22 protein-coding genes are annotated in these 26140 nt (G+C 72.3%); 11 read left to right on the plus strand and 11 right to left on the minus strand.

The window, feature by feature from the left end; genetic code table 11:
• Nucleotides 1-52: 52 nt before the first annotated feature.
• Together DB32_RS17440 and DB32_RS17445 are read right to left on the minus strand one after the other, a co-directional pair.
• The gene (locus DB32_RS17440; RefSeq protein WP_053233593.1) at nt 53-1615 is read right to left on the minus strand and encodes an AgmX/PglI C-terminal domain-containing protein; all 1563 of its coding nucleotides are present in this window, start codon (nt 1613-1615) and stop codon (nt 53-55) included.
• Nucleotides 1615-2292, minus strand: coding sequence for an RNA polymerase sigma factor (locus DB32_RS17445; protein WP_053233594.1), 678 nt, complete (start codon nt 2290-2292; stop codon nt 1615-1617). Before DB32_RS17445 ends, DB32_RS17440 begins: the two co-directional genes overlap by 1 nt.
• Nucleotides 2293-2697: 405 nt before the next feature.
• On the opposite strand from DB32_RS17445, the gene DB32_RS17450 reads away from it, so the two are divergent.
• Genes DB32_RS17450 through DB32_RS17465 form a run of 4 tightly spaced genes read left to right on the plus strand, consistent with a single transcriptional unit; the run spans nt 2698 to nt 8291 of the window.
• A complete protein-coding gene (locus DB32_RS17450; protein WP_053233595.1) occupies nt 2698-3696 on the plus strand; it encodes an ABC transporter ATP-binding protein in 999 nt (332 codons plus the stop codon).
• Between the two features lie 5 nt (nt 3697-3701).
• Nucleotides 3702-4448 (plus strand): ABC transporter permease, encoded by a 747-nt coding sequence (locus DB32_RS17455; RefSeq protein ID WP_053233596.1) that lies wholly within the window; start codon nt 3702-3704, stop codon nt 4446-4448.
• The gene (locus tag DB32_RS17460; protein ID WP_053233597.1) at nt 4445-6034 is read left to right on the plus strand and encodes a GldG family protein; all 1590 of its coding nucleotides are present in this window, start codon (nt 4445-4447) and stop codon (nt 6032-6034) included. Before DB32_RS17455 ends, DB32_RS17460 begins: the two co-directional genes overlap by 4 nt.
• A 10-nt stretch (nt 6035-6044) precedes the next feature.
• Nucleotides 6045-8291, plus strand: coding sequence for a DUF4340 domain-containing protein (locus DB32_RS17465; protein ID WP_053233598.1), 2247 nt, complete (start codon nt 6045-6047; stop codon nt 8289-8291).
• A gap of 76 nt (nt 8292-8367) precedes the next feature.
• Here the strand turns inward: DB32_RS17465 and DB32_RS17470 are convergent, their stop codons facing one another.
• The 3 genes from DB32_RS17470 to DB32_RS46840 all read right to left on the minus strand — a co-directional run bounded on the left by DB32_RS17470 (nt 8368) and on the right by DB32_RS46840 (nt 12293).
• The gene (locus DB32_RS17470; RefSeq protein ID WP_157069120.1) at nt 8368-9006 is read right to left on the minus strand and encodes a hypothetical protein; all 639 of its coding nucleotides are present in this window, start codon (nt 9004-9006) and stop codon (nt 8368-8370) included.
• Between the two features lie 97 nt (nt 9007-9103).
• The gene (locus DB32_RS17475; protein WP_053233600.1) at nt 9104-11542 is read right to left on the minus strand and encodes a hypothetical protein; all 2439 of its coding nucleotides are present in this window, start codon (nt 11540-11542) and stop codon (nt 9104-9106) included.
• 346 nt (nt 11543-11888) lie between these two features.
• Nucleotides 11889-12293: a hypothetical protein gene (locus DB32_RS46840; protein WP_169791470.1), complete on the minus strand. Its 405-nt coding sequence runs from the start codon at nt 12291-12293 to the stop codon at nt 11889-11891.
• Here DB32_RS46840 and DB32_RS17480 point away from each other — a divergent pair.
• Entirely contained in the window at nt 12292-13674 is a 1383-nt protein-coding gene (locus tag DB32_RS17480) for a sigma-70 family RNA polymerase sigma factor (protein WP_169791471.1), read from the plus strand. The genes DB32_RS46840 and DB32_RS17480 overlap by 2 nt on opposite strands.
• Before the next feature lie 141 nt (nt 13675-13815).
• On the opposite strand, the gene dacB is transcribed toward DB32_RS17480, so the two are convergent.
• Nucleotides 13816-15258: a D-alanyl-D-alanine carboxypeptidase/D-alanyl-D-alanine endopeptidase gene (gene dacB, locus DB32_RS17485; protein ID WP_053233602.1), complete on the minus strand. Its 1443-nt coding sequence runs from the start codon at nt 15256-15258 to the stop codon at nt 13816-13818.
• A 55-nt stretch (nt 15259-15313) separates the two neighbouring features.
• Here dacB and DB32_RS17490 point away from each other — a divergent pair, with 55 nt between their 5' ends.
• The 5 genes from DB32_RS17490 (at nt 15314) to DB32_RS17510 (ending at nt 19869) form a co-directional block, all read left to right on the plus strand.
• Complete coding sequence (locus DB32_RS17490; protein WP_053238846.1) at nt 15314-16627, plus strand: HD domain-containing protein; 1314 nt, start codon at nt 15314-15316, stop codon at nt 16625-16627.
• On the plus strand, nt 16624-17625 hold the full coding sequence (locus DB32_RS17495) for a hypothetical protein (RefSeq protein ID WP_053233603.1): 1002 nt from the start codon (nt 16624-16626) through the stop codon (nt 17623-17625). Before DB32_RS17490 ends, DB32_RS17495 begins: the two co-directional genes overlap by 4 nt.
• Complete coding sequence (locus DB32_RS17500; RefSeq protein WP_053233604.1) at nt 17622-17819, plus strand: hypothetical protein; 198 nt, start codon at nt 17622-17624, stop codon at nt 17817-17819. Before DB32_RS17495 ends, DB32_RS17500 begins: the two co-directional genes overlap by 4 nt.
• Before the next feature lie 36 nt (nt 17820-17855).
• Nucleotides 17856-19214 (plus strand): sigma-54-dependent transcriptional regulator, encoded by a 1359-nt coding sequence (locus DB32_RS17505; RefSeq protein WP_053233605.1) that lies wholly within the window; start codon nt 17856-17858, stop codon nt 19212-19214.
• Between the two features lie 262 nt (nt 19215-19476).
• Nucleotides 19477-19869: a response regulator transcription factor gene (locus tag DB32_RS17510; protein ID WP_240481219.1), complete on the plus strand. Its 393-nt coding sequence runs from the start codon at nt 19477-19479 to the stop codon at nt 19867-19869.
• A 20-nt stretch (nt 19870-19889) separates the two neighbouring features.
• On the opposite strand, the gene DB32_RS17515 is transcribed toward DB32_RS17510, so the two are convergent.
• The 3 genes from DB32_RS17515 to DB32_RS17525 are packed head-to-tail and all read right to left on the minus strand — an operon-like array spanning nt 19890 to nt 22998.
• Nucleotides 19890-21290: a sigma-54-dependent transcriptional regulator gene (locus DB32_RS17515; protein WP_053233607.1), complete on the minus strand. Its 1401-nt coding sequence runs from the start codon at nt 21288-21290 to the stop codon at nt 19890-19892.
• A gap of 24 nt (nt 21291-21314) precedes the next feature.
• Nucleotides 21315-21833 carry a hypothetical protein gene (locus DB32_RS17520; RefSeq protein WP_053233608.1) on the minus strand — a complete coding sequence of 173 codons (519 nt, stop codon included), beginning with the start codon at nt 21831-21833 and terminating at the stop codon, nt 21315-21317.
• Between the two features lie 4 nt (nt 21834-21837).
• The gene (locus tag DB32_RS17525; protein ID WP_053233609.1) at nt 21838-22998 is read right to left on the minus strand and encodes an aspartate kinase; all 1161 of its coding nucleotides are present in this window, start codon (nt 22996-22998) and stop codon (nt 21838-21840) included.
• Nucleotides 22999-23110: 112 nt separating this feature from the next.
• Between DB32_RS17525 and DB32_RS17530 the strand changes: the two genes are divergently transcribed.
• Nucleotides 23111-23917 (plus strand): hypothetical protein, encoded by an 807-nt coding sequence (locus tag DB32_RS17530; RefSeq protein WP_053233610.1) that lies wholly within the window; start codon nt 23111-23113, stop codon nt 23915-23917.
• A gap of 4 nt (nt 23918-23921) precedes the next feature.
• On the opposite strand, the gene DB32_RS17535 is transcribed toward DB32_RS17530, so the two are convergent.
• Both DB32_RS17535 and DB32_RS17540 read right to left on the minus strand, forming a co-directional pair.
• Nucleotides 23922-25214 carry a zf-HC2 domain-containing protein gene (locus DB32_RS17535; protein WP_053233611.1) on the minus strand — a complete coding sequence of 431 codons (1293 nt, stop codon included), beginning with the start codon at nt 25212-25214 and terminating at the stop codon, nt 23922-23924.
• The gene (locus DB32_RS17540; RefSeq protein WP_053238847.1) at nt 25211-25828 is read right to left on the minus strand and encodes an RNA polymerase sigma factor; all 618 of its coding nucleotides are present in this window, start codon (nt 25826-25828) and stop codon (nt 25211-25213) included. The genes DB32_RS17535 and DB32_RS17540 overlap by 4 nt, the downstream gene beginning before the upstream one ends.
• Nucleotides 25829-26140 lie beyond the last annotated feature (312 nt).

Here is a 26140-nt window from a genome sequence, read left to right on the forward strand (position 1 = left end):
TAGGCGCGTGTAGGATCACAGATCCAAAAAGCGGACAGCCCGTTGCAGCGCTTCAGCGGCCGCCGAAGGCCAGCGGCACGTCGAACCGCACGAACCCACCGGACGGCGGCGGGAACGTCCAGCGCTCGGCGTAGTTCCGCACGCACTGCTGGAGGCCCTCGGGGACGTCCCCGCCGACCACCTCGGCCCGCGACACCGACCCGTCGAGCCCGACCGTGATGCGCACCGTGAGACGGCCCTCGAGGTCCGGCCGCTCGCGCATGCCGAGCTCGTAGCACTGCCGAAGCCGCGGCAGCCCGCGCTGCACGGTCTGTCGGATCTCCGCTTCGGGCAGCGTGCCCTCGCGCACCCGCGGCGCCTGCGGTTGCAGATCCGTCGCGTCGAGCGCGACGCCGTCCTCGCCGACCACGACGACCGTGCGGAACGCGCGCCCGGTGCTGTCGAACCCGCCGATGTTCAGCTCGCCGGGGCGCACGCGCATCGCGAGCTCGCCCGCGCCCTGCGCCTCGACGTCGCCGATCTGCCACCGCACGAGCCCGGGGTGGCGCACGTGCAGCACACCCGTGCCCGCGTCCGCGTCCGCGATGCCGTGGGGCTCGCGCACCCGCGGCACCTCACCGACCTCGGCGCTGCTCCAGCGCGCCGGCGCGCGAACGATCTCGACGCGCCCGTCGGGGCGGTGCACCTCGACCTCGCCCTCGGCGACCGCGAGCCGCACGACGCCGCCCTCGTCGAGCACCACCTCCGCGCGCGTCACGCGCAGCTCGAAGCGGTGCTCCGACGCGATCACCACGAAGCGCGACTCTCCCTCGAAGAGCGGCCCGCCCGTCGACGCCGCGAGCGTGCCCGCGCGCAGATCGATCTCGACGTCGCGCTCGCGCAGCCGCGTCAGCAGCGCTTCGCTCGCGGGGTACGCGATCACGCCGGTGTCCTCGGCGAGCCGCACGTGGACCTCGCTCGCGTCGTCGGTGCGCAGCGTGGTCGCGTCGGCGAGCACGTCGTCGACCGCGGCGGCGCGCGTCGTCCCATCGGCCGCGACGACCTCCGCGCCGCGCCCCGCGACCAACGTCACCGTCGCGGCCAGCGGCGCCGCTTCCGCGATCACCTCGGGGTCCACCGGCTCCGGCGCGGGCGCTTCGATCATCGGCGCGGGCGGCGTCGGGCGGGCGATCTCGGGCGCGCTCGGCGGCCGCGTCGCGACGTACGCGAGCACACCCGCCGCCGCGAGCGCGGCGACGCCCCACGCTGCGCGCCGCGCGGCCGGCGACGACCTCGCGCTCAGTCCGCGCATCGGCGCCGACGGTGCGGCGGTCCGCCCGGGAGCCGACGACGAGCGCGTCGCACCCTCGGGGCTCGTCGCGCACTGCGCCTCCGCGATCTTCTCGACCTCGCGCTCGAGCGCGAGCTCCATGCGCGACCAGTCGAGCTCCGGCGGCGCCTCGTCGCGCGCTTCGTCGGCGATCCGGTCGTAGAGCGCCATCGCCGCGAGCGCCTGACGGCACACGTCGCAGCCCGCGAGGTGTCGCTCGATGCGCGCGCGCCCTGCGGCCGACAGACGTCGCTCCTGTAGCGCGAGCAGCGCTCCGATCTTCGGCGAGTGCTCCCTCTCGCCCATCACGGTCGGCTCTCCCGGCTGGTCTCGTCGTCGAGCACCTCGGGCGGAGCGCGCAGCGCGTCCTCGCCCGCCTTCGCGCGCGGCTTGCCCGGCAGCTGCGCGACGAGGACCTCCATCACCTGCGCGAGGCTCGGCTCTGCCGTCATCGCGGCGTAGAGCTCCTTGCGCGCGTAGAAGAGCCGCGTGCGCACGGTCAGCACCGGCACTCCGACGATCTCCGCGATCTCCTTCGCGGGCACTCCGTCGAAGTCGTGCATGACCAGCACTTCGCGCTTCTTGTCGCTCAGCTGATCGAGCAGGCGATAGAGCGTTCGCACACGCTCCTGGCGCTCGACGATCACGTCCGGGGTCTCGTGCGGCGCGCCGTCCTGCGGGCCCTCCGGCACCTCGACGTCGGTGAAGCGCGGCCTCGAGCGCCCCTTGCGCAGGTGCATGCGCGAGACGTTCACCGCGAGGCGATAGAGCCACGTCGAGAACCGCGACTCGCCGCGGAACGAGGGCAGCGAGCGGTACACGTGCAGGAAGACCTCCTGCACCACGTCCTCGATCTCCGGCCCGGGGCCGATCATCCGGAACACCACCCGCGACACGTCGCTGCGGTGGTTGCGGAAGATCTCGCGGAACGCTGCCGCGTCTCCCGCCTGCGCTCGCTCGATCAGCGCGCGTTCCGGATCCATTCCAGGTGCTGCCTGCTTCGGCACCTTCGCGCGAGCGACGGCACCGTTCGCGTCGCGGGAGCCCGCGACGGGGAGGGGAAGGGCGTCGATCGGAGACGCGTGGAGCGACGATAGCATGGCACCGCGGCGGGTTCGTCCCACCGTTGCGGCGCCTTCTCGCCCCATTCAGGCGGATCAGCGTCGGCGGTTCGCCCAGGCGAGCAGGTCCTGCCCGAGGAGCATCACCAGGATCGCAGCAGCGACGATCGACATGCGAGCGCCAGCCTCGCGTCGTCGCGCATCGCCGGTCCAGAAAACGGCAGCGGCTCGCCCTTGCTTGCTCCGCGCGCGCGTTGTACGGGGTCGCCGCACAACCCCGCTCGCTCGCTGCGAGCAGGTCCGATCCCTGCGAACCCGAGAGGCACCGTGATCGAGGTCGAGCACCTCACGAAGCGATACGGACCGCGCACCGCCGTGCAGGACGTCTCCTTCCGCGTCGGGAAGGGCGAGATCGTCGGATTCCTCGGCCCGAACGGGGCGGGAAAGAGCACCACGCTGCGCATGCTGACCGGCTTCCTCGCGCCGAGCGGCGGTGCGATCCGCATCGACGGCATCGATGCGCTCGCGAAGCCGATCGAGGCGAAGAAGCGCATCGGGTACATGCCCGAGGCGTGCCCGATCTACCCGGAGATGCGGGTGCGCGAGTACCTGCGGTACCGCGCCGAGCTCAAGGGCGTCGCGTCGCGCGCGATCAAGGAGCGCATCGAGATCGCGCTCGATCAGGCGAGCGTGAAGGAAGCGGGCGACCGCATCATCGGGCAGCTCAGCAAAGGCACGCGGCAGCGCGTGGGGCTCGCGGACGCGCTGGTCGCGGACCCGCCGATCCTCGTGCTCGACGAGCCCACCGCGGGCCTCGATCCGAACCAGATCCGACAGGTGCGCGACCTGGTGCGAGGGCTCGCGGGCAAGAAGACGGTGCTCGTCTCGACGCACATCCTGCCGGAGGTCGAGTCGACGTGTGATCGCGTGGTGATCATCCATCGCGGTCGCGTCGTGCGAGAGGGCGCGCCCGACCAGCTGCGCCAGGCGATCGCGGGTGGGAACGTGCTGGTGATCGAGGCGCGCGCGACGCACGACCAACTGCGCGGAGCGCTCGAAGGCGTCGAGGGCGTGGGCGCGATCGAGAGCGTCGAAGCGCTCGGCGACGGGCGGGTGCGGGCGCGCGTCGCGGTCGAGGAGCTCGGGGAGGGCGCGGAGCGCGTCTTCGCGGCGTTCGCGAGGACCGGGCTCGTGCTGCGCGAGCTGAGGCCGGAGACCGTCGGCTCGCTCGAAGAGGTGTTCGGCCGCCTGACGACCGAAGAGGCCGCGCAGCCCGAGCCGCCCGCGAGCACCGACGAGTCGAGCGATGAGGAGGCGGCGTCGTGAGGGGGATGTGGACGATCGCGAAGCGCGAGATCGTCTCGTTCTTCGTCTCGCCGCTCGCCTACGTGGTGCTGACCGCGTGGATGGTGATCTGCGGCTTCGAGTTCTACCTGCTCGCGGCGTTCGCTGCGGGGCAGCCGCTCACCGCCGGCGCGGCGAGCGAGGGGCTGCTCGCCCAGTACTTCGGCGGCACGACGCTCTTCTACATGCCGCTGCTGGTGATCGTGCCGCTGCTCACGATGCGCCTCATCGCCGAAGAGAGCCGCGCCGGGACGATCGAGCCGCTGCTCACCGCGCCGGTGTCCGAGACGGCGATCGTGCTCGGCAAGTTCGTCGCGGCGATGGTGTTCTGGTCCGCGCTCTTCGTGCCGACGCTGATGTACGCGTGGCTGACGAGCCGCTTCGGCGACGTCGATCTCGGCGCGCTCGGCGCGACGTACTTCGGGCTGCTGCTGCTCGGGCTCTCGTGGATGTCGGTCGGGACGCTGATGAGCGCGATCGGGCGCAACCAGATCGTCGCCGCGATGCTCACGTTCCTCGCGGTCGCGGGGCACTTCATGATCGGCCTCGGCCAGTTCGTCTTCCCCGACGACGGTGCGCGCGAGGTGTTCGAGTACGTGAGCGTGTGGGGCCAGATGAGCGCGTTCGCGACGGGCGTCGTCGACACCCGCTATCTCGTCTGGGATCTGTCGACCGCGGCGCTCGCGCTGTTCGTCGCGGTGCGCGTGCTCGAGGCGCGGAGGTACGAAGGATGACTTCCGACAAGACGCGCACGCCCGAGCCGAAGGAGACCGCGGAGAAGAGCGCGCGCGACGACGCGGCGTCGAAGCGGCGCTTCGAGGGACGCACCAACGTCGTCGTCGCCTCGCTGCTCGTCCTCGCGATCGCGCTGATGGGCAACTACTTGTCCTTCCGCCACTACCAGCGGTGGGATTGGACGAGCGAGGGCGTGTTCACGCTGTCCGATCGCACGCGCGCGGTGCTGCGCGAGCTCGATCACGACGTCGATGCGTGGCTCGTGCTCTCGTCGGCGGAGCCGAACTACCAGGACTTGCGCGAGCTGCTGCAGCGCTATCGCGCCGAGTCGCAGCGCATCACGCTGCACTTCGTCGATCCCGATCGCGAGCCCGGCGAGTACCGCGTGCTCGCGGAGCGCCTTCGCCTCGGCCATGCCGACCTCGGCGGCGGCGTGCTCGGGAGCGACGTCGCGGTCGTGCTCGAGAGCGGCGATCGCCAGTGGAAGATCGGTCGCGACGATCTCGTGAGCGTCGACTTCGACGCGCTCGAGGCCGGCGAGGCGCGCGTGGACGTGCGCTCCGAGCAAGCGCTCACCGGCGGTCTGCTCGAGGTCACCGCGGGACGTCCGACGAAGGTCTGCGTCACGCAGGGCCACGGCGAGTGGACGCTCGGCCGCGGCGCGGAGCGCGATCTCGGCGCGCTGCAGGACCAGATGCGCCGCGACAACCTCGACATCCAGCCGTTCGAGACGCGCGGCGCGCAGCGCGTGCCCGAGGACTGCGACGCGCTCTTCGTGGTGGGCCCGACCACTGCGTTCACCAGCGCCGAGGCCGAGCTGATCCGCGGCTACGTGCAGAGCGGCGGCAACCTGTTCGTCGCCGCTGACCCGGAGCTGCGCGACGAGCAGATCACCGCGACGGGCCTCGAGGAGGTGCTGCGCGACTTCGGGATCCGGATCGATCGCTCGCTCGTGCTCGAGCTCGATCCGCGCTTCCTGCCGCAGAGCGCGACGTCGCCCATCGGGCCGTACCTCGTGGCGAGCTGGGGCGATCATCCGATCACCCGCCCGTTCCGCGATCCGCCCGCGGGTGTGCTCTTCCAGATCGCGCGCTCGGTGCGTCCCGTCGATCCCGATCGCGCGACGACGCTGCTCTCGACGAGCGAGTCGTCGTTCGCGGAGACCGAGCTCGCGCAGATGATCCAGCGCGGCGAGCCGTCGCGCGACGACGCGGATCTCGCGGGCCCGGTCTCGATCGCGGTCGCGACGCGCGTCGAGCGTCTCGGCGAGGCCCCCGAGGGCGAGACCGAGGACGCCGCGGAAGACCGCGAGGGCGGGCGCGTCGTGGTCGTGGGTGACGCCGACTTCCTCGACTCGCAGTATCTCGGCCTCCAAGAGGTCATGAACTACGAGCTCGCGAGCGCGATCGTCGGCTGGCTCACGGAGCGCGAAGCGCTGATCGAGCTGCCCGGGCGGAGCGTCGAGGCGCGACCCGTGCGGATGAGCCAGGAGGACGTCGACGGGCTCGGCTTCCGGGTGGTCGTGCTGTTGCCCGCGGCGATCTTCTTCCTCGGCTTCGCCGTGTGGTGGAACCGGCGTTCCTGAGAGCGAACGGATGTCCAAGCGAACGACGATCGTGCTGGGCGTCATCGCGCTCGCGATGGCGCTCTTCATCGGGATCTTCGAGAGCGGAATGCTCTCGACCGGCGAGCTCGAGGCGCGGCGCGGGCGCGTGCTGCAGCGCTTCGTGCGGCCGCGCGTGAGCGACGTGGAGCTCGTGAGCGGCGAGACCCGCATCGTGCTGCATCGCGACCGCGAGGAGGACCTCGACGAGTTCGAGCTGGGGCACTGGCAGCTCACCGCGCCGATCGCGAGCGATGCGGATCAGGACGCGGTCGATCAGCTGCTCTCGTCGCTCGAGTGGCTCGAGGCGCGCCGCTCGCTGAGCGGGATCTCGGATGAGGATCGAGCGCGCTTCGGGCTCGCGGAGCCGCGCGCTACGGTGCGCTTCACCGTCGCGGGCGAGGACGTCACGGTCGTGCTGGGCGGCGAAGATCCGCGCGGAGACGGCGTCTACGTCGGCGTTTCGGATCGGCCCGGCGAGGCGTTCGTCGTCGGCCAGGACTTCGTGGAGGCGCTGCAGCACGACGTCGCGCACTTCCGCCGCAAGGAGCTCTTCGACTCGGTGCGCAGCGCGGACGTGAGCGCGGTCGAGCTCTCGACGCAGCAGGAGCGCGCGCGCGTCGAGCGCACCGAGGGTGGCTGGATGCTGCGCGAGCCGTACGAGGCGCTCGCGCGCACGGCGTCGCTCGAGGAGATCTTCTCGATGACGCGCGAGGTGCGCGCGACGCGCTTCCTCGATGACGGCGACCTCGCGCGTCACGGGCTCGATCAGCCCTCGCGCGAGCTCGTGATCCGTCGGGAGCGCGCCGAGGACGAGGCGAACCGTGCGCCGCTGCGGCTGCGCATCGGCGGTGCGTGCCCGGGCCGCGAGGCCGAGGTCGTCGCGAGGGTGGGCGACGAGGGGCCCATCGTGTGCGTGACCGCGGAGTCGATCTCGACGCTCGATCTCGGCGTCGATCGACTGCGCGAGAGCCGGCTCGTCGCGATGCGCGACGACGAGATGGAGCGCGCCGAGATCGACGGCGACGCCGACTACCAGCTGCGCCGCGAGGACATGAGCTGGCAGATCGTGCAGGGCGAGGACGCGCGCGCGGCCGACGACGACGCCGTCGCCGACTGGACGCGCGAGATGCGCGCGCTCGAGGCGCTCGCGTACGAGCCCGCGACCGACGAAGCGCTGCGCGCGCGCGGGCTCGCGGCGCCCCGCGCCACGATCACGCTGCACCGCAGCGATCAGGAGCGCAGCGAGCGCGTGGCGCTGGGCACGACCGACGGCGATGGCGTGTGGGTCCGTCGTGGCGACGATCCGCAGATCGCACGGTTCCCGCTCGCGGCGGTCGAGCTGCTCACGGCGCCGGCGATCCGGTTCCGCGATCGCCGTCTGGTGCGCGACGTCGAGACGAACGCGCAGGACCTCGTCGTGCTCCGCGAGGGCGTCGAAGAGCGCGTGCAGAAGCGCGGGACCGAGTGGCGCGTCACGACGCCGGTCGAGATCGCGGCCGATGGCGTCGTGACGCGCGACGTGGTGCGCGCGATCGCGTCGCTGACGGCGGTGCGGTTCGTCGCGGATCGCGCGAGCGCGGAGCACGGCCTCGAGCGGCCGCGCTTCGTGGTCACCGCGACGTTCGAGGGCGCGCTGCCCGACGAGGACGACGGAGCGGACGAGCACGACCACGAGCACGGCGAGCACGCCGACGAAGAGGAGACGCCCCCGCGCGTGCTCGTGCTGCGGATCGGCGCGGCGACCGAGGGCGGCGCGTTCGCGCAGCTCGGCGAGGATCCCGCGGTGCTCGTCGTCGCGAGCGAGCTGATCGAGAGCCTCGAGGGCCCGCTCGCGAGCCGCGATCTGCTCGCGGTCGAGTCGTCCGAGCTCGAGTCGCTCGCGCTGGTGCGCGGGGGCGAGCGCGTCGAGCTGCGCCGCGAGGGCGACGGATGGACTGCGGGCCAGGGCCCCGCGGACGAGGCGCGCACGACGCTGATCCTCGACCGTCTCGCGTCGATGCGCGCGGTGGGGACCACGCGCTACGGCGAGCCCGCGCCCGCTGACGGCATGGCGAGCCCGGTGCTGGTCCTCGAGATCCGACGCCGCAGCGGGAGCCCCGAGCAGTACGAGCTGCGCGTCGGTGCGCCGGGCGCAGCGGGCGCGGACGGCTGGTACCACGCGCGCCGCAGCGACCTCGCCGTCGGCTTCCGCCTCGGCGCCGCGGTCGTTCGCGCGTTCCTCGACTACCAGCCCTGATCCATCGACGGAGAAACGCAGAACGCCTCCGAGCTCGCGCTCGGAGGCGTTCGTTCTTCATCGTCGCTCGACGCGCTCAGCGACGGCGCTGCGTCGCGGCGGCCTGCGCCTCCGGCGACTGCTCCAGCGTCTCGTGACCGCGGTACTCGAGGAGGCCTTCGCTCACGTTGAAGCCGCTGCCCGAGATGCGGGTGAAGCGGCCGTTGACCTTCACCTTGTTGCCGACGAAGAAGTCGGTCGGGATCGGCAGCAGGCCCGTCTCCGGATCCGGCGGCTCGTAGCGGCCACGACGCGCCTGCTCGACCGCCTCGTCGATCTGCGCCTGGTTCTCGGCGTAGCCGACGATCATCAGGCGGTTCGACTCGTCCGCCTCGCCGCGCGTGTCCGCGATCCACAGGTGCGGCGCGGCGGGCGTCGGGCAGGTACGCCCTTCTTCGCACTCCGGCGGCGTGTAGATCTCCACGATGTAGCCGGTCACCGCGACGTCCGTGTTCATCGTGACGCCTTCGCGCCGACGCACGCCGTACACGCTGTAGCTGCTGTCCGGATAGGTCACCGGATGCGGCGGCGGCGGGATGGTCGGAACGTTCGGCAGGCTCGGGCTCACGTCGGGTAGACGCTCGATCTGGAGATCCGCGGCCGCCTGCTCACCACACGCGCTCAGCCCGAGAGGGGCCAGCGTGAGGGCCAGGACGCATCCGATCCGCGCTCGCATCGACTGACGGTTCATGTCTTCCCCGCTCGAGGGTGCACGCGACCCAGCGAGCGAGCCGGACGCTACCACGCACGTCAAACCGTGGGAACCCTTCACTTCACTCCGGACCCGCCGCGCAGGTCTCCTCGGTCGACGTGCGCGATGCCTCCACCGCGGCCCGCAGCGACTCGCCGCCGCGCATCGCGACCGTGCGTCCGTCCTCGAGCGCCGCGCCGCCCAGCCGCGTCAGCACGCGCAGCGCGAGCCCCGCGTTCTCGACGTTCGGCTCCCACGCGCCCTCGCGCGCACCGCGCCGGATCACCTCGACGAGGGCCTCACCCGCGCCGGCCACGCAGAGCTCCGACACGTACGCGAGCGCCGCGTCGATCACCATCGGCCACTCGCGCGTGTCGCGCAGTCGCTGCTCGATCGCCGGCCACGCACCGCGATCTCGCAGCCTCGTGAGGTGCTCGATGGCGCGACGCCGGACGAGCTGCGCGTCGTCGTCCAGCGCCGCGCGTGCGCGCTCGCGCCCGCCTTCCGCAGCCACGCTCGCATCGAGCACGGCGACGCGCACCATCGGCCAGCGATCGCGCGCCACGGCGCTCGCCGTCGCGCTCTCGAGCGCGCCATGACGCGCGAGCTGCTCGACCGCCGCGATGCGCACCCGCGGGTACGCGTCCGACAGCGCGCGCTCGCGCAGCACGTCGACCGAGCCTGCGCCGAGGGCGTCCACCGCGGCGCTCCGGAGCATCCACTCCTCCGCCTCGCGCGCCCACGTCTGCATCGTCGCTTCGACGCCGGCGCTCCGCTCCACGTGCGCCGCCGCGCGCGCAGTGCGCCAGCGGTCCGCGAACGTGCTCGCCTCCGCGGCCGCGCGCTCGACCAGCGGCGCGGCCGCAGCGCGTGTGGCCTCGTTCTCCGCGAGCCCGAGCGCCAACGACGCGCGCGCCGCGACCGAGAGCTCGGCCGCCTCGATCTCCCCGCGCGCGGCATCGCCGCCGAGCGCCACGCCGCGCGCCAGCGCCGCGCGCAACCGCGGCCGCTCGCTGCCACCCTCCGCGCGCACCGCGTCGAGCAGCGGCGCGATCGGGAACGCTCGCTCGCTCCGCTCCAGCCGCGCCGCCGCGTCCTCGCCGGCTGCCCCGGCGAGCGCCGCGAGGTCCGCGATCCGGCCTTCCGCGCGACGCTCCACGAGCGCTCCCAGCGCCGCCGCCCGCACTTCCTCGTTCTCGTCGGCCGCGGCGCGCGCGAGCAACGCCAAGGCCGGCTCGCTGCCCGCACCCGCGACCTCCGATGCCACCCGCACCGCGCGCACGCGCCCGCGCGCGCCGAGGCGCTCCCACGCGCCATCGAGCGCCACCACCGCGCGCTCGCCGAGCCGTCCGAGCCACTGCGTCGCGCGATCGCCGCCCTCGCCGTCGCGCACCAGCTCCGAGACCAGCGCGTCCATCCCCGCGCCGAAATCGACGTCGGTGAACGCCTCGATCTCCGCGATCCCGGTGCGCGCGCCCGCGTCGCCTCCCGGATCCGCGAGCACGACCGCGAAGCACGACCAGGCGAGCGGCGCGGGCGGCACGATCCACGCGCGTCCCTCGAAACGCTCGGGCAGCGTCACCCGCAGCCGCGGCCCCGCATCCCCGACGATCCAGAGCGCGCGCGGCGCCCGAACGCTCTCGGCGCGCGCCGCCGTGATCGCGACCGCCCGGATCGGCATCCCGGCCCCGAAGCGCAGCGAGACGAGCTCACCGTCCCCCGCGCCGCCGCGCCCCTCGGCCCAGTACGTCTCCTCGCGTCCATCGACCAGCGCGTTCGGCGGCCCGAGCGCCCGCGCGTCCTCGTCGACCCCGAGCGCGCTCGACGCGCCCACCGCGCGCAGCGCCCGCACCACCGGCGCGCCCGTCGGCCCCGGGCTCTCGGTCGTCGCGGTGACCGCGACCTCCTCGCCCGCGCCGACCCGCCGCAGCACCACGGGCCGCAGCGCGCCGCTCGCCGGATCGAGCGCGCGCGGATAGAGCATCGCCGCCGGCTCACCGCAGAGCCCCACGCCCTCGCGTGCTTGCCCGACCACCACGTCCGGCACGCCGTCGCCGGTCCGATCGCTCACGTCGAGCACGTCGCTCGTGCGCTCGCCGGGATCCCCGCGCATGTCGAGGCGGCCCGTCCACGAGATCTCCGGTCGACCGCGCCGCACGACGATCAGCGCCGCGACGCGTCCCCCCTCGCCGCGCCCTCGCACCAGCGCCACCGATGCGCCGCCGGAGAGCGCGACGCGCTCCACGTCCGCCTCGGCGAGCACCCCGGGCAGCGTGACCTCGGCGCCGTGCGCGCCCGCTCGGGCCCGGATCCGCGTGCCCTGGTCCGTCGCCTCGACGTGCATATGGACTCGCGTCGGCGGGAGCCCCACAGACACGGCGCCGTCGACCGGCAGGGGCGCTGCGCTCGCGGTCGCGGCGAGGGAGAGCACGAGGCCGAGCGCGAGCACGACGAGCGCCGGCACGTGGGCTGCGTGCGCGTACGACGCGTGGCGGCCACGGAAGTCGCCGTCGCCGGCCACTCGCGTGGCCGGCGATCTGCGGGACCGACGGAATCGTTCGAGTGGTTGCACGAAGGTGTTGTGCTTTCGCGAGGAAAGGAGTAATCGCGCGTCGGGACCGGTTGCGACGCCGTCCCCGGCGCCGACGGATCGAGCGATCGCAATCGCCCCGTGGGGCCTGATCCGTCTGTCCTGCTCGCGCAGTGTCACGGCCCCTCCGAGCGCCTCGTCGAACGTCGGAGGCGGACCCGGAATCCAACGGGGTTGCGCTTGTTGTACGTCGATCCCCACGCACCTACCCAAGGGCGTTCCCGCCCGAAGGACGCCGAGCCTAGCTTCATGAGCCGAACCCCGCGAGCGACGCCACTCAGAACCGAGATGTCGACCAGCTGCTCCCGCCTCGAGGTGATCCTGTGACCAAGCGTGCACGCAATGGCACGTCCCGTGCAGCCTCGAACGGCACTGGACGCGCCTCCTCGACGCCTCCGAAGACGCCGGTGTCTTCGAAGGCGACGGTGGCCGCGTCCAGCGGCTCGAAGGACGTCGCGACCGCGAAGGACGGATCGGCGAAGTCGTCGCGGGAGGGATCGAGGGTGGTGGCCGAGGGGAGCACGAAGCCGAGCGCCGCGAAGACCGCGGCGTCCGCCGGAATGGCGAAGGGCGCCAAGAAGTTGGGCGCCGACGAGAGCGAGCTCGAGAGCCGCGGCAGCAGCGAGATCGAGGCCGCGCCGGGGAAGGGAAAGCCCGGGCGCGAGAAGAAGAGGGACGCCATGGCCAGCAAGGCAGGAGCATCGGCATCGCAGACGGGCAGCGCGGCGAAGACCGCGGCGCCGGCGAGCCGCGACGACGACGAGGCCGAGCTGGAGGAGAAGAACGAGCCGTCGTTCGACGACGAGCCGAATCCCGAGCAGCTCGCCGAGGCGCAGGCCGAGGCCGAGAAGGCGCTCAAGGAGATGGAGCGCCAGGGCGGCGGCGACTCGACGCTGAGCCGCTACTTCCGCGAGATGGCGGGGCACCGCGTGCTCACGCCGCAGGAAGAGATCGAGGCCGCGAAGGAAGTCGAGCGGCTGGAGATCGGCTACTGGGAGGCGCTGCTCTCGTATCCGCCGGCCGTCGACACGGTCGCGACGACGATCGAGCGCTTCGTCACCGAGCACCCGCTCCCGGAGCTCGCTTCGCTCCGCAAGCTCGCGAAGGGCGCCACGAAGGGCAAGACGCCCGGCAAGATGGCGAAGAAGGAGCAGGACAAGTGGGACGAGACCGCGACGGCGCTCTCGACCACGATGCGCCTGCTCGACTCGGACCGCATCTTCGTGAACGAGTCGGACCGCGCGGTGCACCGCGCCGCCGGTGACTTCGCCGCGGAGCGCGACCTGGTCGTCGACGGCGTGCAGCTCACGCCGGCGTTCAAGAAGTACCTGCAGCGCGTCGAAGAGGCGCGCGACGCGCAGCAGGCGTCGAAGAACCGCTTCGTCGCGGCGAACCTCCGCCTCGTGGTGTCGATCGCGCGACGCTACAACCGCGGCCGCCTCCCGCTGATCGACCTGATCCAGGAGGGCAACATCGGCCTGATGAAGGCCGTCGAGCGCTTCGATCACAACCGTGGGTATCGCTTCAGCACCTACGCGTCGTGGTGGATCCGCCACGCGATCTCGCGCGCCCTCGCGGACAAGGGCCGCGCGGTCCGTATCCCGGTGCACATGCTCGACACGTACAACCGTGTCGCGCGCGCGACGCAGGCGATCGCGACCCGCACCGGCCAGGAGCCGACGCCCGAGGAGCTCGAGAAGGAGACCGGCATCGCGGCCGAGAAGCTCGAGAAGATCAAGGGCTACTGGGCCGAGACTCCGTTCTCGCTCGACCGTCCCGTGAACGACGAGGACGGCCGGAAGTTCATCGACTTCCTCGAGCAGGAGAACGTCCCGACGCCGTACGAGCAGCTGGTGAGCAAGACGTGGAGCGACGAGGTCCGTCGCCTTCTCGACACGCTCTCGCCGATGGAGGCGCGCATCCTCCGCTGGCGCTTCGGCCTCGACGACGAGGACGAGCTCACGCTCAAGGAGATCGGCGACAAGTACAACCTGTCGCGCGAGCGCATCCGTCAGCTCCAGGAGCAGGCGCTCGCGAAGATCCGTCGGCAGATCAAGGAGTGATCGCGAGCGAGCGCGATCGTCCACGAAGAAGAAGCCCCGACCGGAGACGGTCGGGGCTTCTTCGTTTCAGCTCTGCTCGTGTTGCTTTTCACCCGTGCAAGCGGGCAGGTCTCAGCGCCGAGACGAGCGCGCCAGGAGCGCTCAGCGTCCAGCCCAGAGCTGCTGCGCGATCGCGCGCGCGACTCCGTCGCAGAGCCCGCGCGCCGGGCCGTGTCGGCCGCGTGCACCGTTCACGATCACGCTGAACGCGACGGCGCGATCCGGGTCCGGCCCGAGCACGTACCCGCTGAGCGCGATCGCGTCGTTCAGCGTGCCCGTCTTCGCGCGCACGATGCGCGGGCGCGGCAGATCGCGGAGGCGCCCCGCCAGCGTGCCGTCGACACCGCCGATCGCGAGGTGCGCGACGTACTCGGCGCGCAATCCGGGCTGCCGGTACATCCACGAGAGCAGCCGCGCGAGGTCGCCCGACGCGATCCGGTTTCCATCGAAGAGCCCCGAGCCGTTGACGATCTGCACGCGATCGGGCTCGACGCCCGCGTCGCGCAGCACGTCGCGTACTGCGCCCACCGAGTCCTCGACCCGGCCCGGACGGTGCCGCTCCGCGCCGAGCACGCGGAAGACCATCTCGGCGACGAAGTTGTCGCTCTGCTTGCCCATCGCGCTCAGGATCTCCGCGAGCGGCTCCGACGAGTGCTGCGCGAGGAGCGCCGCGTCGTCGGGCGTCGCGGCGATGCGCACCGCATCGTTGCTGCGGATCCCTGCCGCCGCGAGCGCGTCGCGCGTGAGGTGCCCCGCCCACGCGAGCGGGTTCTCGATGCGACGGCGATACGACACGCCGGTCACGCCGATCGGCATCGTTCCGCGCAGCGCGAGCTGCATGTGCTCGCCCTGATCGCGCTGGATCGCGACGATCGACGGCTGCCCCGAGTCGCTCGTCGTGATCGTGCTCTCGAGCGCGAAGTAGCCCGCGCCGTCGAGCCGCACGCGCGCCGGCGCGCCGACCGTCGCGCCCGGGAGCACGCGCAGCGTGTACGCGTTCGCGTCGACCGACACAGCGCCCGTCGCCGCGCGGAACGGCGCGACCTCGCCCGGCTGCTGATCGAACGCGGGCGGCAGCAGGTGCCCCTCGAAGTACGTCGCGTCGACGACGACCTCGCCCACGCGACGCACGCCGTGGTCCGCGAGATCGCGCGCGAGCTCGACGAGGTCCGCCTGCGTGAGCGAAGGATCGCCGAAGCCGCGCAGCGAGAGCGTCGCGACGCCGTCGCCCTCGACGCGCCCGTAGAGCGCGGTGCGCATGCGGAACTCGGGGCCGAGCCGCGCGAGCGCAGCGGCCGCGGTGACGAGCTTCATGTTCGACGCGGGGTTCAGCGCGATCTCGCTCTGGTGCGAGAACAGCGTCTGCCCGCTCGCCGCGTCGACCACGGTCACGCTCACGGTCTCGCCGAACCCCGCGTCGCTCACCAGCTGCGAGAGCGACGTCGCGAGCGGAGAGACGATCGGCGCCTCCTGCGCGCGCACGTCGTGGCGCGCGAGGAGCGAGACGCAGAGCAGGACCGCGGCGAGGGGGATGGCACGTCGCATCGCGGTCCGACGCTAGCACGTGTGCTCGACGCGCCCGTGCTATGACGCGCGCGCCATGATCCTCCGGGATCCCGTCCACGGTCTCGTCGCGTTCGAGGGCGACGCCGAGCGCCTCGTGCAGTCGCTCCTCGACACGCGCGAGGTGCAGCGCCTGCGTCGCGTGCGTCAGCTCGGCCTCACGTCGCTCGTGTTCCCCGGCGCCGAGCACTCGCGATTCGCGCACGCGGTCGGCGCGACGCACGTGATGGCGCGCCTCCAGGAGCGCGTGCGCGCGCGACAGGACGGCGACGGAGTGCCCGCGCATCTGCGCCTCGACGAGCGTGCGTCGTGCGAGGGGCTCGCGGCGGCGCTCCTGCACGACGTGGGGCACGGGCCCTTCTCGCACCTGTTCGAAGAGGTGCTCCCGCACGCGCGTGCGCACGAGGAGTGGACGGTCGAGATCCTCCTCGACGAGTCCACCGAGGTGCATCGCGCGCTCGTCGCGTTCGACTCCGCGATGCCCGCTCGTGTCGCCGCGCTCATCCAGGGCACGCACGACAAGCGCTGGCTCGCGTCCTCGGTGAGCGGCGTGCTCGACGTCGATCGCTGCGACTATCTGCTGCGCGACAGCCACATGACCGGCGTCGCGTACGGCATCTACGATCTCGACTGGCTGCTGCGCGCGCTCGCGTTCGCCGAGCTGCCCGGCGGTGGTTGGGGGCTCGCGATCGAGGGCCGCAAGGGCTTGCCGCCGATCGAGGGATTCTTCCTCGCGCGGCACTTCATGTATCAGCAGGTCTATCACCACAAAGCCACGCGCGCGGCGGAGTGCCTGGTGCGCGCGATGTTCGTGCGGGTGGCCGAGCTGATCCGCGAGGGCACGGGACCGAGCGTCGTGCCGCACGCGATGCGCGCCGCGGTGCTCGGCGAGCCGCTCTCGCTCGAGCGCTATCTCGAGCTCGACGACAACATCCTCGTGCACTGCATCGGCGAGTGGGAGCGCGATCGCGACGCGGTGCTCGCCGATCTCGCGCGTCGGCTCCGTCGTCGCGAGCTGCCGAAGACGGTGCCGCTCCCCGACGAGCCGGGCTCCGAGCCGATCTGGGAAGAAGCGCGCCGTCGCGCCGCGGAGATCACGGAGCGCCGCGGCATCCGCGCGGACCTCCAGGTCTTCCTCGACGTCGCGGAGGACGTGCCGTACGCGGAGGACGAGAGCGACCCCGCGAAGGGCCTCTGGGTGCTGTTGCGGCACCAGCCGCTGCGTCGTCTCGGCGACATCTCGTTCCCGCTGCAGCGCCTCCGCGACCAAGCGATCGTGCGCCCGCGGCTCTGCTTCCCGCGCGAGGTCCGCGACGAGGTCCGGCGCGCGATCGAGGAGATCCTCAAGTGATCGGCAACGCGATCCCCCTCGCGCTCGTGCTCGCGATCAGCATCGCGCTGCCCTCGACGAGCAGCGCGCAGCGTCGTCGTCGCGAGCCTCCACCTCCGCCGCCCGCCGAGCTCTCGCTGGCGACGATCTCGGGCGACACGCCGTTCCGTCGCGTGCTCACGATCCGCGCGAGCGCGCCGATCGAGCTCAACGCGGATCGACGCCTGCTGCGCATCGAGGTGCGGCCCGAGGGCGCGCGCCGTGCGCTCACGTGCGAGCACCCCGAGCGTCCGGCGCGCCTCGACGCGGACCGCGTGGTGCGCCTCGAAGCGGGGCAGACCTGGCAGGAGTGGATCGATCTGCGCGAGTACTGCTGGGGCCGCGCCCTCGATGCGCTGAGCGCGGGCGGCGACGTCGCGGTCACGTTCGGTCCGCGTCGCGCGCGTCGCGGCGACGTCACGCTGCGCGTGCTCGGTGAGCCTCCCGTCGATCACCGCGAGCTCGGTCCGACGACGGTGCACCTCGATGCGATGCCGCGTGCGCTCGAGCCCGACCCGAGCGCGCGCGTGCGTGTCGTGATGTCGGATCGCGACGCGCGCTCGATCACGACGTTCTCGGTGCGCGTGCGAGCCCGCGAAGGACGTGCTCGCGCGTACGTGCGCCCCGATCGCTTCTCGTTCCGCGTGCACGGGCCCGACGCCGACGTCGAGTGCGCGATGCCGCACGGCGGCGGCGCGGTCCCCGCGGATCTCTTCCAGCGCCTCTCGGCGCGCGGCGGGCCGAGCTTCACGCTCGATGCGCGCGCGTTCTGTCCCGAGGGCACGTTCGACGACGCCGGCATCTACGAGGTCGTGCCGGTGCTCGAGCTCGAGCACGACGGCGCGCAGTGGAACCTGGACGCGCCGACCGGCACGTTCGTGGGCGCGCCGGCGTTCGTGCGGGTGCGCCGCGACGCGCGCGGGTACGTCGAGCGCGGCGCGTCGCCGCCCGGGCGCACCCAGCCGGGCGGGGCAGGGTGAGCCGCGATCCCCTCGCACGCGGGCTCGCCGCAGCGGCGCTCGCGATCGCGCTCGTCGCGCTCGTCCTCGCGGGCTGGAGCGCTCACCGATCCGAGCGGGAGCTCGGGGATCTGCGGCGCGCCATCGATCGCGCGGTCGACGCGCAGCAGCGCATTCCGATGGGCCCTCCGCCGACGTTCGACACCGAGGATTGAGCCGCGAGCGCGAGGGCATTACACCTAGAGGCCCTCATGGCGAAGATCCTCGTCGTCGACGACCAGCGCAACATGCGCACGACGCTCTCTCTGATGCTGCGTGGCGCTGGCCACGACGTATCGGAAGCCGCCGACGGCGAAGAGGCGTGCGAGGTGGTGCAGACCGACACCTACGACCTCGTGCTCACCGACCTGAAGATGGGCGGGCGAGACGGCATCGAGGTGCTCCGGCACGTGAAGGAGGTCTCGCACCTCACCGAGGTCATCGTGATGACCGCGTACGGCACGATCGAGAGCGCGGTCGAGGCCATGCGCATCGGCGCGTACGACTACATCCAGAAGCCGTTCAGCGAAGAAGAGCTGCTGGTCAAGGTCGATCGCGCGGTCGAGAAGCGCACCCTCGCGGGCGAGGTCTCCGCGATGGCCGCGGAGTTCCGCGAGCGCTACGGCTTCGACAACATCATCGGCCGGAGCGCCGCGATCCGCGACGTGCTCGCGCGCATCGTGCGCATCGCGCCCACCGACACGACGGTCCTGATCACCGGCGAGAGCGGCACCGGCAAGGAGCTCGTCGCGCGCGCGGTGCACGTGAACTCGACACGCGCGGACAAGCCGTTCGTGAGCGTGAACTGCGCCGCGATCAGCGAGACGCTGCTCGAGAGCGAGCTCTTCGGGCACGTGCGCGGCGCGTACACGGGCGCGGTCGCGACGCGCAAGGGCCTCTTCGAAGAGGCGAACGGCGGCACGTTCTTCTTCGACGAGATCGCGGAGACTCCGCCCGCGTTCCAGGCGAAGCTGCTCCGCGCGATCCAGGAAGGCGAGATCCGCCGCCTCGGCGACAACAAGCCGGTGCAGGTCGACGTGCGCATCATCGCCGCGACGAACCAGGACCTGCAGGAGGCGATCGCGGAGAAGCGCTTCCGCCAGGACCTCTACTATCGGCTCAACGTCGCGCGCTTCATGCTCCCGCCGCTGCGCGAGCGCCGCGAGGACATCCCGCTGCTCTCCGAGTTCTTCAAGGAGAAGTACGCGAAGAAGATGCGGCGGCGCGTCGAGTTCGGCGAAGGCGTCGTCGACTACCTCACGCGCTACGAGTTCCCGGGCAACGTGCGCGAGTGCGAGAACATGGTGGAGCAGGGCGTCGCGCTCTCCGTCGACGGCAAGGTCCGGCTCGAGGACATCGTGCCGCTCGAGCAGCAGTCGCGGCCCGCGTCGGCGCCGGCGAGCGGCGGCGGGGGTCAGACGCTGCAGGACGTCGTCGATCGCGCCGAGCGCGACGCCATCCAGAACGTCCTGCGCGACGTCGACGGCAACAAGGAGAAGGCAGCCGAGGTGCTCGGCCTCTCCGCGACGACGCTGTGGCGCAAGATGAAGCGCCTCAACGTGCACAGCTGAGCGACTTTCAGAGTTGAAAGCGAAGGGTCCGCCGGGATTGCAGTCGTGCGGCGGCGATGATGTGCGCATCGCGAGATTCCATCGAATTTCCACATGGCACATCACCTGCTGAACGGCTGACCCAGGGAGGCCGCGCTCCGTGGCTGCCCCCCCAGACCCCCGGGGCGCGCTCCTCCCGCTACTTTCGCTCTTGCCGTCTTCCCTGACCTCTCGGGCAGCCTCGCGCCGCGAGCCGATGCCCGCTGGAGAACCGCCGGACGTGGTGGGAGTCACTGCACCGCACATCCTGATCGTCGACGACGAGGAGAACCATCGTCGTAGCCTCGCGATCGGGCTTCGTCTCGAGGGGTTCGCGGTCAGCGAGGCGCGCGACGGAGAGCACGCGCTCGAGTGGCTCGAGCACAACTGCCCCGACATCGCGATCGTCGATCTGATGATGCCCGGCATCAACGGGCTCGACCTCGCGCGGCGCATGCGCATGCGGCACCCCGAGGTCCGCGTGGTGCTGACGAGCGCGTACCACCTCACCGAGCGTCAGATCGAGCGCGCGGCCGTCGGCGCGATCGGCTTCGTGCCGAAGCCGTACTCGATGGACGAGCTCGCGGGCTTCCTGCGCGCGAAGCTCGCGCGCCGCTCCAGCATTCCCGCGGTCTGACGCGCTCCGTCGCAGCCGAGTCACTCTCGGCGCAGGCCGAGCGCGCGCATCTTCTTGTGGAGGTTCGTGCGCTCGACGCCGAGCAGCGTCGCGGCCTTCGAGATGTTCCACTCGCACGCGCGCAGCGTCGCGAGGATGTACTCGCGCTCGGCGCGATCGCGATGCTCGCGCAGCGTCTCGCTCCCGTTCGACGCGAGCGCGCTCGCGCTCGACGGCGCGGGCGTGCTCGGCATCGCGAGCGGCACCGCGCCCGGCGTGACCGGCACGCGTGGGATCTCCGGCAGATCGCCCACCGTGATGCGATCACCGCTGAGGATCGCCATGCGCTCGACGACGTTGCGCAGCTCGCGCACGTTGCCCGGCCACGGCCGCGACCCGAGCGCGTCGAGCACGCCGTGATCGATCGGCTTCGGGCGGATCCCGTTCTCGCGCCAGAACTCGTCGAGGAACGACGACGCGAGCGCGGGAACGTCCTCGAGCCGCTCGCGGAGCGACGGGCTCCGGATGGGCACCACCGCGAGCCGGAAGAAGAGATCCTCGCGGAACTCGCCGCGCTTCACCGCTTCTTCGAGATCCTTGTTCGTCGCCGCGACGACGCGCACGTCCACCGCGATCGCGCTCTCGCCGCCCACGCGCGTGATCTCTCCGCTCTGCAGCGCGCGCAGCACCTTCGCCTGCGCGGCGAGCGACATGTCGCCGATCTCGTCGAGGAAGAGCGTGCCGCCGTGCGCGAGCTCGAAGAGGCCCTTCTTGCGCCCCTGGGCGCCGGTGAACGCGCCGCGCTCGTAGCCGAAGAGCTCGCTCTCGATCAGCTCCGCGGGGATCGCCGCGCAGTTCACCTTCACGAAAGGCGCTTCGCGCCGGGGGCTGAGCCGATGGATCGCGCGCGCGATCAGCTCCTTGCCGGTGCCGCTCTCGCCCGTGATCAGCACGCGACCGCGCGTCGGCGCGACCTTCTCGAGCTCGACGTAGAGCCGGCGCATCACCGCGCTCGTGCCGATCATCTCGTAGCGCGTCTCGGCGTCCTGCTTGAGCGCGCGCACCTCGCGCTCGAGCTTCGACGTGCGCACCGCGTGGCGCACCGAGACCAGCACGCGATCGCGATCGAGCGGCTTCTCGAGGAAGTCGAGCGCGCCGCGCTGCACCGCGAGCACCGCGTCGGAGATCGTGCCGTGCCCCGACATCACGAGGATCGGCAGGCCCTCGCGGCGCGTGCGCATCTCCGCGATCGCGTCGATGCCGCTCATGCCTGGCAGGCGCACGTCGAGGATCACGAGGTCGATGTCGTGCGCGCCGAGGAGCTCGATCGCCTCTTCCGCGCTCGATGCCTCGAGCGTCTCGAAGTCCTCCGCGTCGAGCACCATCCGCAGCGTGCGGCGGATGTTCTTCTCGTCGTCGACGACGAGGATCGTCTCGGCCATGAGGCCAACGTGTACCACGCCTGTTCAGTCGGCGCGGAGCGGCGCGAACGCGAGCCGGAAATCGCCCGAGATCGTCGTCAGCTCGCCGAAGCGCGTGCCGGTGCCGGTGAAGCTCCCCTCCACGCGCCCGTCGTCGAGATCCACCTCGCTCAGATCGAGCTCCCCGTCGTCGAGCTCGAGCGTGGTCCCGTCCGCGAGCTCGATCGCGATCGTCGCGCCGGGGCACGCGCCGACGCCGAGACGTCCCTGCGTCGCCGTCGCGTTCAGCGTCATCGTGAGGTGCATCGCGCGCGCGGCTGCGTTCTCGACGGGTCCAGTGCCCGCGAGCCGCACGCCCTCGCACGGCGTGCCCTCGAGCAGCTCGACCGTGATCGACTCGCGCGGGATCGACACGAACCCCGAGCTCGATCCACCGCCGAGACCCGCGACGTCGCCGAGCTGCAGCCGCACGCCGTGGCCCTGCGCCGCGGCGATGGTGACGCCCATGCACGCGACGAGGCCGAAGAGCGTTCCCAGCGTGCACGCGCGTCGACCTCGGCTCATGGCGCTACTCCTTCGCGACGATCTCCTCGTGAAGCGTTTGCACGGCGCGATCCACGTCGTCCTCGCGCACCAACGCCGAGATGCGCGTCGCGTTCTGGACGACGCCGCGCGCCACGATCTCGCGACGACCGAGGGCCGCGATCACGTCGAGCAGCGCCTCGCTCACCGCGCCGCCGACGATCGAGGCGGCACCGAGCCCGCTCTCCATCGCGATGCCCGGCACCTCGCGCTCGAGCCGCGCGCGCGTGGCCGCCCAGTCGGGCGCGAGCGACGTCGCGAGCACCATCGTCGCGCCTTCGCTCTCGAGCGACACGTCGCGCGCGGGAAGCGCGTACTCGCTCGCGATCGCCAGCGCATCGCGCAGCGCGCTCGCGTCACGGACGCGCGCTCGCACGATCCCCTTCTGCCCGATGACCGCGGTCCCACCGCCGTCCACCGCGCGACGCACCACGCTCTCGCGCCCCGGCTGGAACGTCGACCGCGCGTGGATCGCGATCCCCGCGCGCCGCGCGAACTCGACCGCCTGCGCGTTGAGCACCTTCGCGCCGACGGAGGCCATCTCCTGCATCTGCTCGTACGTGAGCTCCGGCAGATGGCGCGCCTCGGGCACCACGCGCGGATCGGCCGAGTACACACCGTCCACGTCGCTGTAGATCTCGGCGCGCGCGGCGCCGAGCGCCGCCGCGAGCGCGATCGCGGTGGTGTCGCTGCCGCCGCGCCCCAGCGTCGTGATCTCGCGCCGGTAGCTCATGCCCTGGTAGCCCGCGACGATCACGACCTTGCCGCGCGCGAGCTCGTCCTCGATGCGATGCGGCCGCACCTCGATGATGCGCGCGTCGAAATGCCGATCGTTGGTGATGATCCCGCTCTGCGATCCGGTGAACGAGATCGCGTCGACGCCGCGCTTCTGGATGGCCATCGAGAGCAGCGCCATCGACACGCGCTCGCCGGTCGTGAGCAGCATGTCCAGCTCGCGGCGTGGCGGCGTCTCGTCGACCTGCTTCGCGAGCGCGAGGAGCTGGTCGGTCGTCTTGCCCATCGCCGACACGACCACGACGACGTCCTCGCCGGCGCGCCGCGCCGCGACGACCTTGTCGGCGACGCGCCCGAGCTTCTCGACGTCCGCGACCGAGCTGCCGCCGTACTTCTGAACGACGATCGCCATCTCCAGCCTCCTCGCGATCGACGCCGAAGCTAGCACGCGCGCTTCCCGGTCCGGTGTTTCTGCGCGCCCTGCTTTCTCGCCTCGTGGAGCGCGTCCCGGTACGATCGCGCTCGTGGCCGACGCTCTCGATCGCGCGCTCGAGATCTTCCGGCGCACGCTGCGCGTTCCGTTCCGCGAGGACGCTCGCCTGATCGACGACCTCGCGCTCGAGGCGCGGCCGGTGATCGAAGCGCTCGAGTTCGCGATCGGCGCGGCGGGCGCGGATCCCCGCGCGCTCGAGTTCCGCGAGGCGCTCGCGCTCGGCGCGCTCCTCGGGCGGCGTGCCTCGCTCCATCGCGCGACCCCGAGCGTCGCGCTGGTGCTCGTCGACGCGCTCGAGGCCGCGCTCGTCGCGCTCGATCGCCCGCCTGCGCCCGCGGTGATCGCGTCGCTGCGCTCGGTGATCGTCGAGGGCTACTGCGCGGCGATCGAGGAGCGTGTGCACGACGACGCCGCGACGCGCGCTGCGGACGCGCTCGCGCCCTCGCGCATCGCGCCGCGCTGCTTCGCGCTCGTCGTCGCCGGCGAGCACGACGCGGATCGTCTCTCGCCGGCGCTCGATCGCGCGGCGCGCGTGCTGCTCGACGCCGACGCGCTCGCGTGTCTCGTGCACGTCGCGATCACGCAGGAGCCCACCGAGGATCTCGCCGCGGCGGTGCTCGGGTTCGACGTCGCGGCGCGCCTCATCGGCGTCGCGTGCGTGTTCACGGGCATCGACGCGCGATGGCTCGCGGCGGCGCGCCCGCGCCTCGACCCCGCGCACCTGACGATCGCGCCGACGCTGGAAGAGGGCCTCGCGCGTGCCCTCGACGCGGCGGGCACCGAGCTGCGCGAGTCGTCGGCGCTGGTGCGTCGCTTCCGGCGTCTGCTCGGCGCGTGATGGCTCAGGGCGAGTCGGATGCGGTCGCCGGCGCCGCCTCGACCGCGCGCTCTTCGATCCGCATGCGGGACAGCTCGCGCGTCGCGTCGGCGCGCACCGAGGGGATCGTCTGCGCGCGCTCGAGCGAGCGCTGCGCGTCCGCCACGCGCCCCGAGCGGCGCTGACACTCCGCGAGCTCGAGCCACGCGCGCCCCGCGTCCGCGTAGCGCGGATGACGCGAGAGCAGCGATTGGTACTGCCGCACGCACTCGCCGTACGCGCCTTGTCGCGCGGACGCCTGCGCCTGACGGTGCAGGGCTTCCGCGAGCATCGCGTCCGAGTCGGGGTCGGGCCGCGGGACCTCGTCGCGCGACTCATAGCGCGGCGTGGTCGTGGCCGGCGGCGGCGCGCTCGGCGCGACCGCCGGTGCGCGCTCGGCCTCGGTCGCGGCGTACGCGGACGTCGTTCCCTCCGCGCGCGGCTCGGGCAGCGGACCGTCGACCACCGCTCCGACCGCCTCGCCCGGCGCGACGTCTTGCTCGATGCCGGCCAGCGGCTCGCTCTCGACCCGCTGCGACCGCGCTGCGAGCTGCTGCTCGGGCGCCTCGCGCGTCGTCGTCGTCCGCCGCTCCACCGGCACGACCGGCGCCACACCGGGCCGCGTCGTGGGCGCCGGTGCCGCGGGCTCGGCGACCTCCGGCTCGACGACCTCACCGACCGGCGCGAGACGGCGCGTGCGCGGATCGAAGTCGAACGCCAGCGGCTCCGCCGGCTCGAGCGCGCGCGACGGGCCGACCTCGCCCGCCGGATCCGGCTCGACGAGCGCGTCGGTGCTCGCGCGCTCGTTGCGCCCGCGCAGCGCGGGGAGCGACCACAGGCCGATGCCGATCATCAACATCAGCAGCGTCGCCATCGCGACCTGCGGGCCCATCGCCATCGAGCCCAGCCACCGCAGCAGGTCCGTCCACCAGCCGCGCTCGGCGGGCGCCTCCGACGCTCTCGGGCGCCGCTGTGCCGCCGCGGCGGCCGGAGCCTCCGCCGGCGCGCTCACCCGCGCGACCGTCTCGGCCGCCTTCGCCCGCGCCGCTGCCCGCACCGCATCGAGCAGGTCCGCCCGCGGCTCGACCGGCTCCATCTTCCGCGCGAGCGCACGCCCGCCCTCGAGCCGCGCCAACGAGCGCCCGCAGCCCTCGCACCCCGACACGTGGGCACGCACGTCGCGCGCCTCGCGGTCGGGGAGCTCGCCGTACACCAGCTCGAGCAGCCGGTCCTCGACCGACTCGCACGGCAACGGCGTCTGTTCGCTGCTGTCGGTCACCGCTCCAGCTCTCTGACGTAGTCCTCGTACTCCGCGAGCGCGCGCTGGAGCCGCTCCAGCGCGTACCGCATCCGGCTCTTCACCGTGTTCTCGGGGACCCCGACGATGTCGGCGATCTCCTTGAAAGCCATGTTCTGGAGCTCGCGCATCAAGAACACCTCACGCTGCTCCTCGGGGAGCTCCTCGACCGCCGCCGCGATGCGCGCCTGGAGATCCTGACCGATCACCGCGCGATCGGCCGCCGGGCCCTCGTTCGCCACCCGATCGAGCAGGGTGGCGCCCTCGGCCTCGTCGGCCTTCAGCGGGGCGTCGAGGGAACGATGCCGCCGGAAGACCATCTTCCGGCTGGTGTCGATGCAGAGATTTCTCGCGATCGTGTAGAGCCACGTGCTGAACTTCGAGTTCCCTTGGAATTCCGAGGATCTCTGCACCACCTTCAGGAACACGTCCTGGAGGAGCTCCTCCGCGCGGTCGCGATCGCGGACCGAGCGCAGGATGAAGTTGAAGAGGGGACGTTGATACCGGCGCAGGATCTCCTCGAGCGCCGCCGCGTCCCCGTCGTTGAAGCGCCGGACCAGCTCCTCGTCGGAGAGCCCGTCGTGCACACCGCTCACGCTCGGCCTCCGCTCTCCGGGAGGCGTCGTGTTCGCGTCCGACGCGCGAGCGGCGAGAACGGTCTCATGGCCGGGGCGCATTCTAGCGATGCGCGAGACATGACCAGCACTTCCGCGCGATCCGGGAGTGCGTTGACCCCCTCCCGGGGCGTTGGTATAAGCCGAGCACGAGTGTGTGCTCGGGTGCCGATCTGCGTCTCACGGCTCACCGGGCTCGGGTCACGACTGAATTTCTGCGCTTCCCTGGACAACGGTCTCGAGGTTCCGAGCCGTGCCGTGCGCTCCACGGAAGCTGGTTCTCGACTTGCCCGC

Source organism: Sandaracinus amylolyticus, assembly GCF_000737325.1.
In the GTDB taxonomy this organism is placed as follows: domain Bacteria; phylum Myxococcota_A; class Polyangia; order Polyangiales; family Sandaracinaceae; genus Sandaracinus; species Sandaracinus amylolyticus.

Bases quoted from the DNA above. Each gene is read 5' to 3' on its own strand.
- DB32_RS17505 (WP_053233605.1), top strand. From the start codon at position 17,856: ATGGCGAAGATCCTCGTCGTCGACGACCAGCGCAACATGCGCACGACG.
- dacB (WP_053233602.1), bottom strand. From the start codon at position 15,258: ATGCGACGTGCCATCCCCCTCGCCGCGGTCCTGCTCTGCGTCTCGCTC.
- DB32_RS46840 (WP_169791470.1), bottom strand. From the start codon at position 12,293: ATGGCGTCCCTCTTCTTCTCGCGCCCGGGCTTTCCCTTCCCCGGCGCG.
- DB32_RS17445 (WP_053233594.1), bottom strand. From the start codon at position 2,292: ATGGATCCGGAACGCGCGCTGATCGAGCGAGCGCAGGCGGGAGACGCG.
- DB32_RS17515 (WP_053233607.1), bottom strand. From the start codon at position 21,290: ATGGCCGAGACGATCCTCGTCGTCGACGACGAGAAGAACATCCGCCGC.
- DB32_RS17525 (WP_053233609.1), bottom strand. From the start codon at position 22,998: ATGGCGATCGTCGTTCAGAAGTACGGCGGCAGCTCGGTCGCGGACGTC.
- DB32_RS17520 (WP_053233608.1), bottom strand. From the start codon at position 21,833: ATGAGCCGAGGTCGACGCGCGTGCACGCTGGGAACGCTCTTCGGCCTC.
- DB32_RS17480 (WP_169791471.1), top strand. From the start codon at position 12,292: ATGGCCAGCAAGGCAGGAGCATCGGCATCGCAGACGGGCAGCGCGGCG.
- DB32_RS17490 (WP_053238846.1), top strand. From the start codon at position 15,314: ATGATCCTCCGGGATCCCGTCCACGGTCTCGTCGCGTTCGAGGGCGAC.
- DB32_RS17455 (WP_053233596.1), top strand. From the start codon at position 3,702: ATGTGGACGATCGCGAAGCGCGAGATCGTCTCGTTCTTCGTCTCGCCG.
- DB32_RS17460 (WP_053233597.1), top strand. From the start codon at position 4,445: ATGACTTCCGACAAGACGCGCACGCCCGAGCCGAAGGAGACCGCGGAG.
- DB32_RS17465 (WP_053233598.1), top strand. From the start codon at position 6,045: ATGTCCAAGCGAACGACGATCGTGCTGGGCGTCATCGCGCTCGCGATG.
- DB32_RS17440 (WP_053233593.1), bottom strand. From the start codon at position 1,615: ATGGGCGAGAGGGAGCACTCGCCGAAGATCGGAGCGCTGCTCGCGCTA.
- DB32_RS17470 (WP_157069120.1), bottom strand. From the start codon at position 9,006: ATGCGAGCGCGGATCGGATGCGTCCTGGCCCTCACGCTGGCCCCTCTC.